Genomic DNA, 17574 nt, shown 5'->3' with positions numbered 1-17574 from the left:
CTTATTAGGCTCACTAAGCAAGCCCAACACCCGACGGCGACAGATCCGAAAACTATCGAGATGAACTTTTCTTGTACGTCCCACCCTAAAAGTAGAACCCAGAGAAGCGGAATGAGAGGTGCTGCCGCGGTCGCCGAGGCTGTTAGCCGCAGACTCCGTGAGAGGCGAGCAATTTGAAGCAATAGCGTCGAAGTCGCTAAGATTGATGCTATTGTCATTCCGACCGCGACTCGTGAAAGCCCTGATGATTCCGGTGCAAATGAAACAAATATGAGTCCTAAAAAGCCCGCAAGTCCTGAAATCCCGGCGGATAGGGTTGCGGCAGGGCTCCATGCGCCGCGACCGTCCCAGTCAGATCGCAGTGCCGATCGAAACAAGTTCGCTAGAATGAAAGGCAAACCGAGTGTTAGAGGAAGAGATAGTGCCACCCCATATGAGTACACCTCTACGGCCAGCGCTTGACGATCGAGGGTAAAGAGCCTTTCGATAAGTACCCAAAGCAGAAAGGAAAGACCAGCCCCGATTAGCTGCATTGACGGAATTGCGACGCCTCGTATTGATCTCAACTCGAATTATCCTTCAGGTCGGTGCACTGCCGAAATGAAATCCGAGAACTCAGACAAGCGGACGGGCTGACAGATATAGGCCTTGAACTAATGAATCAATGGTGGTATCAGCGAACGATAGTTGGGCATCGGCGTTCTTAAAGGCCGCTTCCCGATTTGTTTTCTTGAGAATGTCAATAGCTGGAATAGAAGTTCTTTGCAAGTTCAGTGAACCGAAATAGTCGTCGTATTTGAATTCGTCCAAGGGCGTGGCCGAAAATTCGATGTGAGTAGCGGGCGTACCAAGCGCATGGGCCACGATAATACCATGAAGTGAAGAGCTGTAAACGTGCCGGGCTCGGGAGATTTCTGTGGCGATTTCCGCAATAGGAGTTGAGGGAGGAACAATTTTTCCCACATGTTTGCCAAACTCGGCGAGCAACTGACGGCCTGCGCGAGTGCTGAACACCGTAATGTGCGGGATAATGATAGAGCTCGCGCGCGGTCCTAAACGGTTTCTGGAATGCCGCCCAAATATTGAGCGGGCGAGGAGTCCTGGGTCGCCCAGCGGGGCGTGCTCAGCTCCGGTAATTGCTGCTCTCGTTTTTTCACCACGTAAGGCGAGGACTTTCTCGCCAGACATTGCAGCATAGGAATCAGGATCAAACTGAATTCCAGACCCCCAGATGTAGCCTTGGCAGCCCGTGTCTCGATAGAGATGCAGTATAGAACCGATTCCAATTACGTCCGCGTTGTGGATTGGGGTCCATACGGCACGGCGGCCGGTGGCTTCGCGGATAGCGAGACTGGATAGTTCATCACCAAAATTATAAAGTGGAGCGCCCCCATGCTGAGTCATCTCGTACCACATGCGTGCGCGAAGTCCCGCCTCTATGCCAAGCATTCGTAAGTTCTTGCGAGGAGACCACCAGTAGGCATTTAGAGTATGACCAAAGCGCATGTCCAAAGTCTACGACAGCAGTGGTGAGAAGGATGACGACGCAATCGAGGGTGGCGTGTTCCTAATGGGAGAGTGGCGCTTAGTCGGGGGCGTACTGGCACGCTTCGTGTCTTTCGTGTCTTTCGTGTCCCGCTGCTAGCACTGTCTAAGCTGACGCGCCCGTCAAAGACCTGAAAGGGGACCGCAATTTACTGGTTGAATCTATGGATGGGCACACATCGCGAAATGAAGAAGAACGCAGCTGTGAAGCGAATTCGTCGGATTTGGCTCGGAATTGCAATCGGCGTCATCTGTTTTCTGGGGAGTGCCACTATCTGGGTGGGCGCGCAGGCTCTTATGGCCAAATCGGAGTTGGAACAGGCTGTGCCGCTCGCATCCGCTGTTCAGCAGGCCGTGGCGTCGGGGGACGTTGCAGCTGCGCAGGGGGCGGCTATGGAACTTGGGGAACACTCCCGTTCAGCTGCGGATCACGCGGGCGATCCGATATGGCGTGTGTTCGAAGTGGTTCCGTATCTGGGGGCTAATCTTGCGGCCGTTCGGCAGCTCGCCCAGGTTGTTGAAACCATCAGCGAAGGTGCAGTAAAGCCCATGGTGGCACTCACCGAAAATCTCGATCTGGCCGGGTTTAGCCCCGTCGGCGGTGCCCTCGATCTAGACCCGCTTGTGCAAGCACAACCTGTAATGGCCGACATCGATGCGACCCTGGCGCAGGCATCCGTCGATGTGTCCACGATCGATACGTCCAGGGTTCTGGAGCAGGTGCGCGCCGCGACGGAACAGCTGGCCGCGGCCGTTGATTCCACGGCAGAAAGCGTTTCTGGTGTGAATCGCGCGGTTCAATTGCTGCCCGCCATGCTGGGGGCGGATGAGCGGCGCAGCTACCTCTTGCTTTTTCAGAACAATGCGGAGGTGCGAGCGACCGGTGGGCTGCCCGGGGCATTCGCGGAGATTGCGACCGAGAACGGTCAAATTCAGATCACTCGCCAGGAATCGGCTGCCGGAATCATATTTGAGGAACCGGTGCTTGACCTGCCGCTCGAGACGCGCGGCATCTACACCGACCTGGTGAGTACGTTCATGGGCGACGTCACGCTCACTCCACAATTTCCCATCACGGGTGCGCTCACACGGGAGATGTGGAAACGTACCTATGGCACCGAGGTCGATGGGGTCATCTCCCTCGACCCCGTTGCGCTGAGCTACCTGTTACGCGCCACAGGGCCCATCACGCTGGCGACCGGTGAGGTGCTCACGAGTGACAACGCCGTGCAGCTACTGCTCACGGATGTCTACGCGAACTACGATGATCCGGGCGACCAAGACGCGGTTTTTGCTTCTGCGGCAGCCGCCGTTTTTGCGGCCCTGGCCGGCGGCCAGGCCGACCCGACGGCACTCATCTCTGCACTGGCGCAGGCGGGCGACGAGCGGCGCATTCTCATCTGGAGCGCGCATGAGGAGGACCAGAAGCTGCTTGAAGGCACGACGCTCACCGGCGATCTGCCGGTGAGTGACGCATCCGCTGAGCGAATTGGCGTGTACTTCAATGATGCGACGGGTGCCAAGATGAACACCCTGCTTGATACCCGTATTGATGTCGGTGAGGTCACCTGCCGCAATGATTCTCGACCGTATTACGCCGTCGACGTGACCCTGGCCAACACGGCGCCGCTCGACGCCGCAACGTCGTTGCCGAAGTCCGTCACTGGGCCCGGCACCTACGGGGTGGTGCAAGGGAACATTAGAACGATCATGCTCGTTTACGGGCCGCCGGATTCGCAAAACCTGGGAGTGTCACGAGGCGGAGAGCGGGTTCCCTATCACCCGGCGACTGACCTTGGGCATCCAGTGAGTCAGGTGACAGTGGAACTGGCCCCGGGGGAGTCGGTGACGACGCGGTTCTACCTGCTGGGTGGGGACGACGAGCACGGCGAACTAGAAATCGTGCACACTCCGGTGCTGAACCTGCTCGAGTCGCAGGAACTGGTCGTGGGGTGCGATGAGGTGGAGCGGTGAGCATCGGGCCGCGATGAGAATGACGGATACCGAGGTGTATGACACGGCGAGGTTGCTGGAGCGCACCTTGTGCACGGGCAGTCCAGCGATCCGCAAACAAACGATTCGGGCGTTGAAGTCGAGCGGTATCAGCCAGATGATGAGGGGCCGCTGGCCAATGTTGTGACTCTGGGCAACGTGCGGGTCGAGCTGGCGCAGACGTTGTCTCGTCTCGACGCCGTGATCGCCGAGGCAAGCCCGAGGCCATAGGCCTCGAGAGTGGTGCGGGGTGTCGGCGCGAGCCGCAAGCTCCTGTTTCGAGAGGAACTAGATCTTGTCGAACAGCAGGACTCCGGCTGCTGATCGAGCACGATCTCAGCATTAGCGTCTTTTCGAAAAATAGAAAGATGCTAATAGTCTTGAAAGCGAGGCTCATGCTCTTACGGGTGAAGAATCTGACGCAGTCCGCCATCAGGGCGCTCAGCTCGCCTCGCGAGGTGAAGAGTTATGCCTGTCTCGCCGGCTGACCTCGCGCATCCGCCTGCCTGCATCCGTACGGTCACCACAGCACGTGCGGGGCAGCGCGTGAGCCAGCTGGAGGGCGGCCGCCGCACTACGCGGAAGGCGAACTGAGCGCTCTCGGGCGGAACGTGGCAGACGAAAACTGCGTCATGTCGGGTATTTGGGGGTCGGCGTCAAAAAACGGGTCGATGGATTGTTTAGCCATGGCTCAGCATTAACCGGTCGCGCTGTGTGCGCGCCGGCCAGGGGAATCACAAATGGCTCAACTCGTTCGTACGTCCGCGGTCATCGCGCCAAGCAGCGCTGGTGTCAACGGGCGTTGTCTGGCCGAGTGGCGCTGGATATAGCACTCTTCTCGTGTATGTGCGAAAATGGCACACATGAATGAGATTAATGCGAACACACTCGGCGCGCGCATTCGAGAAGCGCGCGAACGCGCTGGCCTCAACCAGGGAGAGCTGAGCAGTCTTGTCGCGCTAGATCGCACGGCCGTGAGCAAAATCGAAGCGGGCACGAGGAAGATTACAGCGCTGGAGCTCTCAAGCGTCGCCCAGGCGATTGGAGTTCGAATGACGTCGTTCTTCTCCGACCCGCTTCCGGCACTGGTGTCGCATCGCTCCAGTCAGGGGCTGGACACTGTTGATTCGAAGGTAGACCAACTGCTCGCCGGCCTCGCAGCCGATGTAGAACTTGTGCAGTCTCTTGCGGCATCGGAACTCGGCCCGGAGCGACTCGCGGAAACGCCGTACCCCCGCCCACTGAGCAACTCCGCCGCCGACGACCTCGCCGCCACAGCGCGACACCTACTCGAACTGAACAACACCGAGCCCGTGCACGACCTAGCGAACCGAGTCGCCAAGATCGGCCTATTCGCCTTCTCTATGGACTTGGGAGTCGACACTGCTGACGCTGGCACCATTTTGCTGACGAGTGGTGGTGTTTCGTTAGTAAACAGCCACAACAAGGTCGGTAAGAGGCGGTTGGCTCTCGCCCACGAGCTCGGACATTTTCTCGTTGCAGACGACTACACGATTGACTGGCGAATCTCCGAGCAAAACGGCGATATCGAAGCTACGCTCGACCGTTTCGCTCGAGCGCTGCTTCTTCCCAAAGATGGCCTCGCTGGGTTGTGGGAAGAAAAGCGCGCAGCTTACGGCGTGCGTGAGGCCGCCGTGCTCTGCGCGAGCGACTTTCGGGTAGACATGGCGACCCTTGCACGCCGACTGCGTGAGCTGGAGGTAGTCGAGAGCGACGTCGCCAATTTCATCCGTACTATCTCCACGACCCGTGCGGACATAGTTGAATTCGGGCTCAACGTACCGACGGAGCTGGAAGCAACGAGCCTTCCGATTGCGTTCCAGAAAGGCGTCCTGCGATCGTTCCGCGAAGAAAAAATCAGCCGGGAGCGTGCGCTTGGTCTGCTGCGCGACACCTTTGAAGACGAGGATCTGCCACCTCTTCGGCCTCGGCGCGAAGATGAACTCTGGAATTTCGTTTCGTGACAGATTTACCGGAGGCCCTTGTCTTCGACACGGGGCCGCTTCGGCACTTTGCTGTGGAAGGCTGGCTTGGGGTACTTCACTTTCTGGCCGGTAACCGACCCGTCGTGATCCCGGACAGCGTGGAAGCGGAACTTCGGCGGCAGTCGCACGAGGTTCCCGTCCTCAAGCAGATTCTGGACGCAGACTGGATTACCGTTGATCGAAGTACTGATCTCGCCTACATGGTTTCCTTCGCGGCGTTTGCAGATCGACTTGTCGAAGGCGGCCGGAACACTGGCGAATGCGGTGTTCTCGCTCTTGGCAAGGTGCGCGGGTTCGAAATCGTTCTCGATGACGCAGTGCCACGGCAGATTGCACATGACGAGGGCATTCGTGTCACCGCAACTCTCCCGTTGCTGTGTAAAGCGATTCGCGACGGACAGCTAACCTTGCCCATGGTCGAAAGCCTCGCGGACGACCTCATCTCGGGCGAATACTTTCTGCCGTTCGAACAAGGCGGCTTTCGGCAGTGGGCCGTGGGCGAGGGCTTGATCGACTACTAATCACGCGTTCTCGGAACGCGGCTATGAAAGCTGGCCCGGTATTGGTCGCAGTCGCCGTATTGATGCCGTCGTGAGCCAAGTGTGTCGGGGAGGCGACCCGTTGCATCCGCTTGCCGCCGCCGTCCTGCCAACACGCTGGTCAGATCGTCTTTGTAAGTTGGCCTTGCTGCCGTACTCGCGGCGCGAGGGGCGGGGTCCAAATGTTGGATACTGATGGCGTCGTCTCGGTTCGTGACCTGGTTCTGCAGAAGCTGAACCTCGACGATCGCTGGAATCTGGCGCTCGTGCAGCGGGCCGAAGTGTGGGACCAGGTGCGCATGCGCCACCTGCTGGACTCGATGCTCGCCGGCTATCCGATCGGGGCAATTCTGCTGTGCCGGGTGGAGGGTGCATCCAAGGTCATTCGGGTCGAGGGAGGGCAGCGCCGCGTCGACGACGGTGACCCGAACGCCTGGCAACTGCTCGACGGTCAGCAGCGCATCAACGCGTTTTTCTCGATGCTCACCGGTGAGGGCCAGTACGGGCGGTTCTATCTGCACATGACCATGCGCCGCGAGGGACCGGGCGCTCGGCTACATCGCGTGGCGTGCCGAGGACTCCGACGAGCCGCTGGATGACCGCCACCTGCATGGCGACCTGACTCGGTTTGCGGCCTGGGCCGAACAGCACCGGCCGCTCGACTCGCTCCTGGTTGAGGCCGGCAACGTCGCCCACCTCCTCACCGAGCTTGACCCCGACTTCGACGCCGTGCTCACCCCCGAGGCGGCTTCGATTGCGGTCGACCGGCTCCAGCGGCTCATACATGCCTGGCTTGATCCGGTGATTCCCGTGCTGCGGGCCACGGTTCGGGAGGCCAGCGATGTACTGGAGGTTTTCAGCCGCACCAACCTCGGGGGAGTACAGGTTGAGGGTGCCGACGTCTACTTTGCCGCGGTTAAGACCTTCTGGCATGAAGCCGAATCGCGACTCGATCGGGTGCAGCTCGCCGCCCTCTTTCTGCCGACTCGCATGGATGCGCTGCGCCTCGTGTCAAGGCTGGCCAGCCGGGGGCTCGGTCAGGGCGATTTGCTGCCCCTGCGGGTCGACCGCCTGACCGGGCGCCAGCGCGAGCCCCTGGTTCACGCCTTGCAGGAGCTGACCGCACAGACGTCGGTGGTTCTCGCGCGGGTCGGCGCCTGTGCCGCGTGGCTGCGCGACAACTCCGAGCTCGGCTACGGGCTGCGCCTGGTGACCGCAGACCTCTGGGATGAGGTGTTGGGGGTGGGCGTTGGCCAGCAGCCGAACCGATGACGCCTGGTATCGCGAGAACCTGTCGCGCATCGACGCCTATCTCGTCGGCGCGGCGATCTTTCGCTACCCGGCCGTCATGGGCGACCGATTTCGCCGCGCCGCCCCGCTTGAAGCGCTGGCCGCGGGCAAGGCCGGGGCCCCTTTTCCTATTGAACAGATTCTCGCCGTGGCGCGATCGGGTGGGCTCACCGGGTCAAGGCAGGCGGTTCACGGCTTGCGTGACGTGGCCGAGCGGGCTCGCATCGCCGACCAAAACGGATGGCTGCTCACCAGCCTGGCGCAACGCCTCCCCTATGCGCTGGCCCGGCCGATTGACTGGGACCACATCTTTCCGCAGGCGCAGGCTTCCAGGATGTGGACGCGCGGAGACGGCCGACGCAAGCACCACCGGGATCGGAGACTGGTGAACTCCGCTGGCAATTTCTGGGCCCTGGATGCGTCGGTGAACCGTTCTCTGAAGGACGCGGTCGGCGATGCCAAGTTCTTTCGACTCCGAACGTGGCTGGCCGATGCAGACGTGAATTTTCCCGTGCAGGCTGCTGAGGTGTGGTCGCTGACCGAGGAGGACATTGCGCGCCACTGTGAGGTGGATCGACTGCTGACAGGTGATGAAACGAGCATCGATGCGGCGATGGCGATCTTTCGCGAGGTGATCACGAGTCGATCGGCCCGGCTGCTCGATGAGGCGTTACACCGCTTTCCTCTGGCGCGACTATTTGCCAGCGATGCCACCGACGACGGCCAAGTTGAGATTGGTGCCGACCGTCGCGGGTGAACTCGACCTTGGTGACGAGTGGGTCGGTCGCCAGGAGTGGCTCAAGGAAGTTGTGCGGGAGGCGGCGAAGCAACTCCAACTCGAACCGTCGGGCCGCGCGTTGCCCATGGGCCCGAGAAGTGGCTTCGACTATGCCCGGTGGATTCTGATCGGGGAACCAGAGCCCGACACGTATTTCGCCTTCGGAATTGCCAGCCGACGGGCCGACCGTCGCACTCCGATCTGGATGCAGGTCAACTCGGGTACCGGTGGCTGGCCAACCGTTGACGTGCGCGTCACCGCGTCGGCGCTGGCGCAGCGCGAGACCGAACTTCCGGGCCGGGCACACACGAGCCTCTGGATTCCAGTGGATGCTCCGGCCTACCTCGAGCGAGATGCGTTGATCGCGCACGTCGTCGCCCAGGGCCGGGCTTTCAGGGACGTCGTCGCCGGCGCAGAGCCCGGCCGCTGAGCCCGGGCGCCGCGCGTGCCGTGGTCGTGAGGGTGCTCGGCCTGCTGCATCGTGGCAGGCGTCGCCTGCCATGATGCAGTGGGCTACCTGCGATGCCTGGCCGTTCCGCATCCGCTTGTGTGCGCCGGTGGCACTCGGGTCACCGGTGTTGTGCGCACGCTGTTTCCCGCATAGCATGTTGAGTGCGCACTGCTCTTTGAGCGAAGGAGTTCACATGTCCGACACGACGGTTCGTGCCGAAGTTCAAGAGAGCGTGCAGCACCTGATGGAGGTCGCACAGGCGCAAGGCCTGGATGACGAACTCGTGGTCGCCCTCCTTCGCGAGTCAGCCGAGCTGATCAGCCGCCGACAGCCCCGCGGCGGTGCTCTCTCGACGGAGCAGGTCAACTACCTCGTTGAGTCCGGGGCATTTAGCGAGGGCGAGTTCGCCCAAATTGAGGCCGGCGTCGCCAGAGGGGATCTAGTTCAGACAGAGCGTACGACGCGACTCGCGGCAATCACCGAGACCCTGAGCGCGGCCGAGGTGGCGCTACGGCTCGGTCTTGACGCCTCGCGAATCAGGCACCGCCAGGCCAAGGGGGGTCTGTATGGATTCATTGCGGGTGGGAAGCGTCGCTACCCGACCTGGCAGCTCACCAACGACTCGGGGCAGCCGGTGCTCCCCGGCCTCGCGGCCGTGGTCAAGGCGCTCCCCGAAGACATGCACCCCGCAAGTGTTCAGGGCTTTATGACCACGCCGCAGGCAAATCTGAGCGTCAGCGGTGAACCGATGACTCCGGTGGAGTGGCTGCGGAACGGCGGCAATCCGCAGGTGCTCGTGGACATTCTGAGCAGCGTCCTGCAGTCGTGAAGGTTCCGGCCTTTTCCCCGGATACGTTCATCCTTGACCCGACCTCGCACGTGCGCACCCTCTCGGGGTCGCTCTGGCGTGTCTTTCGCACGGAAGGCGCGCACTCGCTGGCGTGGAACGAGCTGCGCCACTATGGCCCGATCCCGAACATGCGATTCGACCCGCAACCACCGCCTACCGGCACGTACTTAGACATCGGGGTTATGTATGCGGCCACTCGGCCCGTCACCGCGCTCGGAGAGGTGTACCAGGCCACCCGCGTGATCGACCGCTCGATGGGCGGGGCGACGATTGCTTCCTGGATTCCGTCTCGCCCGTTAGTGCTGCTCGATCTCACCTCGAACTGGCCGGTGGTCAACGGTGCGGCGGCGGCGATGATGATGAACGAAAAGGCGTCTACGCAAGCGTGGGCTAGGGCGATTTGTGAGCGACACGGTGACGTGCTGGATGGCCTCTATCACCAGTCCACGATCAATAACGAGCCCCTCGTTACCCTATTCAGCCGCACAAAGAGGGTCTCCGCCTTCCCCGCGCGCGTTCGTTTCAGCGCACGGCTCAGTGATGTCACGGCCGACGAGATCGTGGCCCAGGCTACGAAGAACCTGGGCTACGCCTCGCTGTAGCTGGGTGCGCCGCCCATCGGTGGGCATCCGTTGAGTCCCAGCCATCCCGCATCCGCTTTACGGGCGCACAGAGCGTTCGGCGCGCTTGCGTCGCACTGCCGACGTGGTGACGAGGGTCAGCCCGAGCAGGAGCGCGGCGCTTCCGCCCGAAATCGCCAGCACGGAGGCGTCATAGCCCGTGGAGGCGAGCCCGATGTAGCCCACGTAGGCTGGTTTGGAGCCGACATACCCCTCATCCGGGGGCACAACGACACGGGTCACCTTGGGGCTCGGACCGTCACTGGGAACATACGTGACAGCGGATGCCGCGGCCGGCACCGCGAAGACGGCCAGCGTGGCCAGGGCTGTGATTGCAAAGAGTTTCTTGAGCATGGGAATTTCCTGTCAGAGCGGTCGGTTCGGCACGAATCGAAGCGGGGAATGCCTCGAACGACTCACACCGTAGTGGTCTGCACCGTAGATATCTACGGTTTACTGACAATTTCTCACTGAAGGTTTTCTGCTGTACGCTTTCGGGCCGCTCCGCCGAACTGCGCACGAGTTGATGGGTGGTGAAGGTGCCGCTCGCGGCATCCGAAACTGGCTGACAGATCTGCCCCGCACCCGCCTGTAGGGTGGCAAGACCCCCTCGACCGAAAGCCGCGCCATGCCCGACCTCGTTCTGCGCTCCGTCCGGCAGCCCGGCGACACCACGCTCTCCGACCTGCACATCGCTGACGGCGTCATCACGCAGATCGTGCCGGCCACCACAACGCATGCCCCCACCCTCGACGGCCGCACCGTCATCCCCGGCCTCTGGGACGAACACGTACACCTGACCCAGTGGGCGCTCGCCGGAGCCCGGTTCGACCTCTCCACCGCGGTCTCTGCGCGCGAGGCCCTCGAGCTCGTGCGGGCGCAGGTCGCCGCCCCGAACACCCCACTCATCGGAGTGCGGTTCCGCGATGCGGTCTGGGCCGACCTGCCAACCCTGCGCGGTCTCGATGACGTGACGCAGGGGCATCCGACCGCTTTGATCAGCCATGACCTGCACTGTGTCTGGATTAACAGTGCTGCCGCCGAGCAATTCGGTGTGCACGTCGACGAGTCCGGGCTGCTGCGCGAACAGGCCGCGTTCGACCTCACCATCGCGCTCGGCCAGCTGCCCGACGCCGAGGTCGATGCGCTCGCCGCCCAGGCCGGATCCCGGGCCGCCGCCCGCGGAGTCGTCGGCATCGTGGACTTCGAGATGACCTGGAACCGTTCCGTCTGGCAGCGCCGCTTCTTGAACGGTTTCGATGCGTTACGGGTCGAGGCCGGCATCTATCTCGCCGACTTCGACCGTGCCGTAGCCGAGCGGATGCACACCGGCGACCGCATCGCAGACACCCGCGGCCTGCTCAGCGTGGGGCCACTAAAGCTGCTCATCGACGGATCCCTGAACACCCGCACGGCGTTCTGCGTCGACGAATACCCGGTCGGCGGGCGCGGTGTGCTCGCCGTGAGCGAAGACGAGCTCACGGAGATTCTCGTGGCAGCGCGGGGCGCCGGGCTGCTGCCCGCGGTGCACGCCATCGGAGACGCGGCCAACACCGTAGCCCTGAACGCCTTCGAGCGCGCTGCCCTGCGTGGCCAGGCCGCCCACGAGGAGCAAGCCTTAGGCGCTGCTGCCGCTGCCGCCATGTCCGGTCGAGCCGCCGGCCAGTCCGCCCATGAGGTCCCAGCCTCCCAAGCTGCAGCCCGGGCGGACCGGCGTGGCCGTGAGCGTCAGGCATCCGTTCGCGGTCGCATCGAGCACGCCCAGTTCCTGCAGCCCGCGGACTTCGCCCGTTTCGCCAGCCTTGGCGTCATCGCGAGCGTGCAGCCGGAGCACGCGCTCGACGACCGTGACGCGGTCGAACTCAACTGGTCCGCCGGCGCCGATCGCGTCTTTGCTCTGCGCTCCCTGCTCAATGCCGGAGCCACTCTCGCGTTCGGATCCGACGCCCCTGTCGCGCCGCTCGACCCGTTCACCGCCATGAGCGCTGCCACATCGCGGGCCCGCAGCGACGGCCGCGAACCCTGGCGCCCCGACCAGGTGATCTCCCGCGCCGAGGCCCTCGCGGCATCCGCTCGCGCACGCACCCGCCTGCAGGTCGGCGACGTCGCCGACATTGCCATACTCGACGGCGACCCGCTCACCGTCTCCGACGCCACCTTCGAACGGATGCCCGTGGCCGCCACGCTGCTGGCCGGTCGCGCCACCCACGGCGCCGCCCTCCTGGCCCCGTAGCTATCTATGGACGGGGCTCAGTGGACAACTTTGGTGGGTGCAGGTGCGTCTTCACCCATCGAAGTTGTCCACTGAGTCGATGCCGTCGCGCGTGAACGCGACAAATCCAGTGCGACCTAGCCGAACCGGCCCGACACGTAGTCCTCCGTGGCCTGAACGCTCGGGTTCGAGAACATCGTGGTCGTGTCGTCGTACTCGATGAGCTTGCCGGGCTTGCCGGTGCCCGCAATGTTGAAGAACGCCGTGCGGTCAGACACCCGCGAGGCCTGCTGCATGTTGTGCGTCACGATCACGATCGTGTACTCCTGCTTCATCTCTTCGATGAGGTCTTCAATGGCCAGCGTCGAGATCGGGTCGAGCGCCGAGCAGGGCTCGTCCATCAGAATCACGTCGGGCTCCACCGCAATGGCGCGCGCGATGCACAGGCGCTGCTGCTGCCCGCCGGAGAGTCCGGATCCGGGCCGCGCCAGGCGATCCTTCACCTCGTTCCACAGGTTGGCGCCGCGGAGGGCCTTTTCGGTGAGGTCGTCGGCATCCGTTTTGCTCATGCGTCGGTTGTTGAGCTTCACGCCGGCCAGCACGTTGTCCTGAATAGACATGGTCGGAAACGGGTTGGGCCGCTGAAAGACCATGCCCACCTGGCGGCGCACGAGCACCGGGTCAACGCCCGGGCCGTACAGGTTGTTGCCGTCGATGAGCACTTCGCCCTCAACGCGCGCGCCGGGGATGACCTCGTGCATGCGGTTGAGCGTGCGAATGAACGTGGATTTTCCGCAACCGCTGGGCCCGATGAACGCGGTCACCGTGCGCGGCTCGATAACAATCGAGACACCCTCGACGGCGAGAAAATTGCTGTAGTACACGTTGAGGTCGTTGACTTCGATGCGCTTAGACATTTAAGTCCTTTCTAAAAAGAGTTAGCGGCCCAGCTTGGGCGAGAACCAGTGGGCGATGAGGCGGGCGAGACCGTTGAGCAGCATCACGATCAGAATCAGGGTGAGCGCCCCGGCCCAGGCCCGGTCGATGTAGGCCTGCGAATCGGCGCCCTGGTTGGCATACTGGGTGTACACGAACACCGGGAGCGTCATCATCCGTTCGCTGAACAGGTCGTAGTTCATGCTCGACGTGAACCCGGCAATGATGAGCAGCGGCGCCGTCTCACCGATCACGCGGGCGATCGACAGCATGACTCCGGTCACGATTCCGGCAATGGATGTCGGCAGCACGACCTTGAGAATGGTCAGCCATTTCGGCACGCCCAGTGCAAAAGCGGCCTCGCGCAGTTCGTTGGGCACGAGCTTGAGCATCTCTTCGCTCGAGCGCACTACCACCGGAATCATCAGCACCGACAGCGCGATCGACCCGCCGAAGCCGAAGCGCACACCTGGGTCGTTGAACAGCAGCGCGAACAGTGCGAACGCAAACAGGCCGGCCACGATCGAGGGGATGCCGGTCATCACATCGACGAAGAAGGTAATCGATCTCGCGAGCCGGCCGCGGCCGTATTCCACCAGGTAGATCGAGGTCAACAGACCGATCGGCACCGAGATGAGCGTCGCGACGCCGGTGACCAGCAGCGTGCCGGTGATGGCGTGCAGCACGCCGCCGCCGGCACCGACCACGTTGCGCTGCGAATTGGTGAAGAACGTCGGCGTCAAAAACGCGGGCAGCCCGTTCACAACCGTCGTGTAGATGATCGAGATCAGCGGCAGCAGGGCGATCACGAACGCGGCCGTCACGAGCGCCGTCATCAGCCGGTCTTTCGCCTTGCGCGAGCCCTCGACCAGGCGGGACAGTACGTAGATGGCCACGCAGTACAGCACGGTGCCGAACACGGCCGTGCCCACAATGTTGAAGCCGTCGACGGCGCCCGAGAGGTAGAGCATGGTGAAGAAGGCGGCCGACACGGCCCAGCTGGCCAGCAGCACCCAGAGCGACGAACGGCGCGGCAGCTTGCCGGCGGTCAGGGAGTTGGTCAGCGGCGCGGCTTCCAAAACGGATGACATCAGTTGGCTCCCGAAAATGCCTTACGGCTGTTGATAATGACCCGGGCCAGCATGTTCACGAGCAGCGTCACGACGAACAGGATGAGGCCGGTCGCGAGCAGAATGTTCACGCCAACGCCGTGCGCCTCGGGAAAGTTCAGCGCGATATTGGCGGCGATCGTGTTGGAGTTCTGCGCGGTCAGCAGTTGAAAGATCACCTCGGGGCTGGGGGAGAGCACCATGGCCACGGCCATGGTCTCGCCGAGGGCTCGGCCGAGGCCGAGCATCGAGGCGGAGATGATGCCCGGCAGGCCGAACGGCAGCACGGCCATGCGAATCATTTCCCAGCGGGTGGCACCGAGGGCCAGAGCGGCTTCCTCGTGCAGCAGCGGCGTCTGCAGAAAAATCTCACGACAGATGGCGGTGATGATGGGCAGAATCATCACGGCGAGCACAATCGAGACGGTGAAGATAGTGCGCCCGGTGCCCGAGACCGGGCCAGCGAAGGGGGTGAACCAGCCGAACCACTCCACGATGGTGGTGTAGAACGGCTGCACGAGCGGGGCCAGCACGCCGATGCCCCAGAGCCCGAACACCACTGAGGGAACGGCGGCGAGCAGGTCTACGAGGTAGCCGAGGCCCTGCGCGAGCTTGCGCGGGGCGAAGTGCGAAATGAACAGGGCGATGCCGATGGCTACCGGCACGGCCATGAGCAGCGCCAGTATGGCCGAGTAGATCGTGCCGAACACGAGCGGGCCTACGTAGGACCAGAAGTTGGTCACGTCTCCGCTGAAATCCTCGGGCGCCGCGACAAACGCGGGCAGGCTTTCGACGAGAAGGAAGATGGCCACGGCGGCGAGCATGGCGAGGATCAGGCTGCCGGAGATCACGGTGGCCGAGGAGAAAATGCGGTCGCCCGGGCGTTGCCTGGCCTTGATGGTCGTGGCGGCAGCGGTGGTCATGCCGGTCTCCTAAGTAGCGTCGTGCTGGTGAAATTATGTGAAACGGGGGTGCCATGCGGCTGGACGCAACTGGCCGTACACCCCAGTCTGCCCGATCCGTCCTCGCAGATGTGCGAGAAAGGACCGGGCAGGTAGGTAAACGTTGTTACTTGACGGTCGCGAGAACCGCGGCGACCTTGGTTTCGAGTTCGCTCGTCAGTGGTGCAACACCGGCGGCTCCCTCAGCAACGGTCTGGCCGGCAGCGCTGGCGATGTACTCGATGTATGCCTTGACGAGCTCACCCTTGGCCGGGTCAGCGTACTCGTTGCAGACGATCGCGTAGCTCACCAGAACCAGCGGGTACTCGGCCGGGTTGGTGGTCTTGCGGTTCAGGTCGAGCGCGAGGTCATCGGCTGCGCGGTCGGGCACGAGGGGCGATCCGGCGACAACCTCGGCCGCAGCCTCGGGGGTGTAAGCCACGAAGTCGGTGCCGACCATGAGCTTGGCGGTGCTGAGCTTGCCGGCCTGCGAAGCGTCGGCGTAGCCGATGGTTCCCACGCCGTTGGTGACGGCGTCAACCACACCGGAGGTGCCCTTAGCACCCTCGCCGGGGAAGGGGAACGTGTCAGAGGCCTTTTCGGTCCACACGTCAGAGGCGGCCTTGCCGAGGTAGTCGGTGAAGTTCTTCGTGGTACCCGAGTCGTCCGAGCGGTGCACGGCGGCGATGGCCGTGGCCGGCAGGCTCGCGTCGGGGTTCAGCTTGGCGATGGCAGCGTCGTCCCAGCTGGTGATCGCGCCGGAGAAAATCTTGGCGAGCGTGTCAGCATCGATGTTGAGGTCGGTGAGGCCGTCGACGTTGAAGATCACGGCGATGGGGGAGATGTAGACCGGCAGGTCAACGGCCTTGCTGTCGGGAGCGCAGGACTTGAAAGTGCCGGCGAGTTCGTCGGCACTCATGTAGGAGTCGCTGCCGGCGAAGTCGGTGCCGCCGGCGATGAATGCTTCGCGTCCGCCGCCCGAGCCGGAGGGCTCGTAGTTGATCGTGACGGCGGGGTTAGCGGTCTGAAAGCCGGCGATCCAGGCCTGCTGGGCGGCATCCATTGAGCTGGCGCCCGCGCCGTTGAGGGTGCCGGTGAGCGTCGAGGCCGACGCTTCGTCGGACGCCGGTGCGGCGCCTTCGTTTGCTGCACAGGACGAGAGTGCGAGGCCTGCGGCAATGGCGATGACCGCGGGACGGCCGAAACGCTTGAAGTTCACGTGTGTTCCCTTTCAGGGTTTTGACAAGACTGTGTTTGCTGATGCAAGCCGGTGCTGGCCCGTGAACGAGGCTAGAGATCTGAAGTAACCGCCGACCATCCTGAAGGTAAACAGAAGGTGAACGAGAGATAACGCTTGCTGCCCCGCGGCTCAGGCAGTCGCGGGGTATGTCTCCACGGCCAGAATGCCCGAGGCCGGGTTCTCCGACGACAGGTGCACGATCGAGAACCCTCCGGTGTCCAAATGCGCCGCGTCCGACAGCGCCGCAGACGGCTGCGAGCCCGTCGCCAGCGCGATCTCCCGCAAAATCTCCGGCAGCACCGGCCCGTGGCTGCACAAAACCGCCGTCTTGCGGGCCCGCACCCGCTTGCCGACGACGGTGCGAACATCCGCTTCGCCGGTTTCGAGGGCGTCCTGGCTGATCAGCTCGGATTGCTTGATCGGGATGCCGGTGAACGCAGCCAGCGGAGCCACCGTCGTGACACACCGCGTTGCGGTGCTCGAGAGAATGCGCAGCGGGCGCCAGGCCGTGATCGTGTCGACCAGGCTCGCGGCCTGCTTTACGCCGCGCGCGGTCAGCGGGCGACGCGCGTCGGGACCGTCGCCAGTGCGCGGCGCCGCCTTACCGTGGCGCAGCGCGATCAGCGCGAACGTGCGAGTCACGCCAGCGTCGACCAGCGCAGAGAACGTCTCGAGAATCTCCACATCGGCCGGGTAAGTCAGGTAGGTGCGAGCCTTCTTAATGGTGACCCACTCGATGGCAGCGACCTCGCCGTTCGGCACGAACGTCGATTTCGCGATGGCCTCCGGCGTAATTTCGGCGGCCCAGTAGTGCACGATCTTGGTGCGGCCGTCGGGCATATCGTAGTGCGAGACCCCGAGCGGAACACCGAGCGCGACGGCCAGCCCGGTCTCTTCCTCGACCTCGCGCACCGCGGTGCGGGGCAGAGTCTCGCCCGGGTCAACCTTGCCCTTGGGGATGGTCACGTCGCCGTGCACTGTGCGGTGAATGAGCAGCACGTGCATGCGGCCGTCAATCAGGCGCCAGCAGACCGCTCCGGCGGCGTAAACGTCGGTCGATTTCAC

General features: G+C 63.1%; 18 protein-coding genes. 11 read left to right on the top strand and 7 right to left on the bottom strand.

The window, feature by feature from the left end:
- Nucleotides 1-615: 615 nt before the first annotated feature.
- Nucleotides 616-1506 carry a polysaccharide pyruvyl transferase family protein gene (locus CXY77_RS15515; RefSeq protein WP_104130433.1) on the bottom strand — a complete coding sequence of 297 codons (891 nt, stop codon included), beginning with the start codon at nt 1504-1506 and terminating at the stop codon, nt 616-618.
- 225 nt (nt 1507-1731) lie between these two features.
- Here CXY77_RS15515 and CXY77_RS15510 point away from each other — a divergent pair, with 225 nt between their 5' ends.
- From CXY77_RS15510 to CXY77_RS15465, 10 genes are all read left to right on the top strand, one after another.
- Entirely contained in the window at nt 1732-3519 is a 1788-nt protein-coding gene (locus CXY77_RS15510; protein ID WP_158252855.1) for a DUF4012 domain-containing protein, read from the top strand.
- A gap of 69 nt (nt 3520-3588) precedes the next feature.
- Entirely contained in the window at nt 3589-3768 is a 180-nt protein-coding gene (locus CXY77_RS19975; RefSeq protein WP_140425551.1) for a hypothetical protein, read from the top strand.
- Nucleotides 3769-4400: 632 nt separating this feature from the next.
- Nucleotides 4401-5522: a helix-turn-helix domain-containing protein gene (locus CXY77_RS15500; RefSeq protein WP_104130430.1), complete on the top strand. Its 1122-nt coding sequence runs from the start codon at nt 4401-4403 to the stop codon at nt 5520-5522.
- The gene (locus CXY77_RS15495; RefSeq protein ID WP_199181930.1) at nt 5519-6064 is read left to right on the top strand and encodes a nucleotide-binding protein; all 546 of its coding nucleotides are present in this window, start codon (nt 5519-5521) and stop codon (nt 6062-6064) included. The genes CXY77_RS15500 and CXY77_RS15495 overlap by 4 nt, the downstream gene beginning before the upstream one ends.
- Nucleotides 6065-6264: 200 nt before the next feature.
- On the top strand, nt 6265-6681 hold the full coding sequence (locus tag CXY77_RS15490) for a DUF262 domain-containing protein (protein WP_104130429.1): 417 nt from the start codon (nt 6265-6267) through the stop codon (nt 6679-6681).
- A 130-nt stretch (nt 6682-6811) separates the two neighbouring features.
- The gene (locus tag CXY77_RS15485; protein WP_104130428.1) at nt 6812-7354 is read left to right on the top strand and encodes a hypothetical protein; all 543 of its coding nucleotides are present in this window, start codon (nt 6812-6814) and stop codon (nt 7352-7354) included.
- A complete protein-coding gene (locus CXY77_RS15480; protein ID WP_104130427.1) occupies nt 7332-8129 on the top strand; it encodes a DUF1524 domain-containing protein in 798 nt (265 codons plus the stop codon). Before CXY77_RS15485 ends, CXY77_RS15480 begins: the two co-directional genes overlap by 23 nt.
- Nucleotides 8110-8580 carry a hypothetical protein gene (locus tag CXY77_RS15475; protein WP_104130426.1) on the top strand — a complete coding sequence of 157 codons (471 nt, stop codon included), beginning with the start codon at nt 8110-8112 and terminating at the stop codon, nt 8578-8580. The genes CXY77_RS15480 and CXY77_RS15475 overlap by 20 nt, the downstream gene beginning before the upstream one ends.
- A 214-nt stretch (nt 8581-8794) precedes the next feature.
- On the top strand, nt 8795-9430 hold the full coding sequence (locus CXY77_RS15470; RefSeq protein WP_104130425.1) for a hypothetical protein: 636 nt from the start codon (nt 8795-8797) through the stop codon (nt 9428-9430).
- The gene (locus CXY77_RS15465) at nt 9427-10053 is read left to right on the top strand and encodes an RES family NAD+ phosphorylase (protein WP_158252854.1); all 627 of its coding nucleotides are present in this window, start codon (nt 9427-9429) and stop codon (nt 10051-10053) included. Before CXY77_RS15470 ends, CXY77_RS15465 begins: the two co-directional genes overlap by 4 nt.
- Nucleotides 10054-10110: 57 nt before the next feature.
- Here CXY77_RS15465 and CXY77_RS15460 read toward each other — a convergent pair whose 3' ends face one another.
- Nucleotides 10111-10425 carry a hypothetical protein gene (locus tag CXY77_RS15460; RefSeq protein ID WP_104130423.1) on the bottom strand — a complete coding sequence of 105 codons (315 nt, stop codon included), beginning with the start codon at nt 10423-10425 and terminating at the stop codon, nt 10111-10113.
- A 274-nt stretch (nt 10426-10699) separates the two neighbouring features.
- Between CXY77_RS15460 and CXY77_RS15455 the strand changes: the two genes are divergently transcribed.
- Nucleotides 10700-12304: an amidohydrolase family protein gene (locus tag CXY77_RS15455; protein WP_104130422.1), complete on the top strand. Its 1605-nt coding sequence runs from the start codon at nt 10700-10702 to the stop codon at nt 12302-12304.
- 116 nt (nt 12305-12420) lie between these two features.
- Here the strand turns inward: CXY77_RS15455 and pstB are convergent, their stop codons facing one another.
- The 5 genes from pstB to CXY77_RS15430 all read right to left on the bottom strand — a co-directional run bounded on the left by pstB (nt 12421) and on the right by CXY77_RS15430 (nt 17574).
- Nucleotides 12421-13200: a phosphate ABC transporter ATP-binding protein PstB gene (pstB, locus tag CXY77_RS15450; RefSeq protein ID WP_092341817.1), complete on the bottom strand. Its 780-nt coding sequence runs from the start codon at nt 13198-13200 to the stop codon at nt 12421-12423.
- A 21-nt stretch (nt 13201-13221) separates the two neighbouring features.
- Nucleotides 13222-14310, bottom strand: coding sequence for a phosphate ABC transporter permease PstA (gene pstA / locus CXY77_RS15445; protein WP_104130421.1), 1089 nt, complete (start codon nt 14308-14310; stop codon nt 13222-13224).
- On the bottom strand, nt 14310-15251 hold the full coding sequence (pstC, locus tag CXY77_RS15440) for a phosphate ABC transporter permease subunit PstC (protein WP_092341819.1): 942 nt from the start codon (nt 15249-15251) through the stop codon (nt 14310-14312). Before pstC ends, pstA begins: the two co-directional genes overlap by 1 nt.
- 145 nt (nt 15252-15396) lie before the next feature.
- Entirely contained in the window at nt 15397-16488 is a 1092-nt protein-coding gene (gene pstS, locus CXY77_RS15435; protein ID WP_104130420.1) for a phosphate ABC transporter substrate-binding protein PstS, read from the bottom strand.
- Between the two features lie 150 nt (nt 16489-16638).
- Nucleotides 16639-17574: an NUDIX domain-containing protein gene (locus CXY77_RS15430; RefSeq protein WP_092341876.1), complete on the bottom strand. Its 936-nt coding sequence runs from the start codon at nt 17572-17574 to the stop codon at nt 16639-16641.

This window comes from Cryobacterium sp. N21 (assembly GCF_002929575.1).
GTDB lineage: Bacteria > Actinomycetota > Actinomycetes > Actinomycetales > Microbacteriaceae > Cryobacterium > Cryobacterium flavum.
This window is presented reverse-complemented; position numbering and strand designations above follow the sequence as displayed.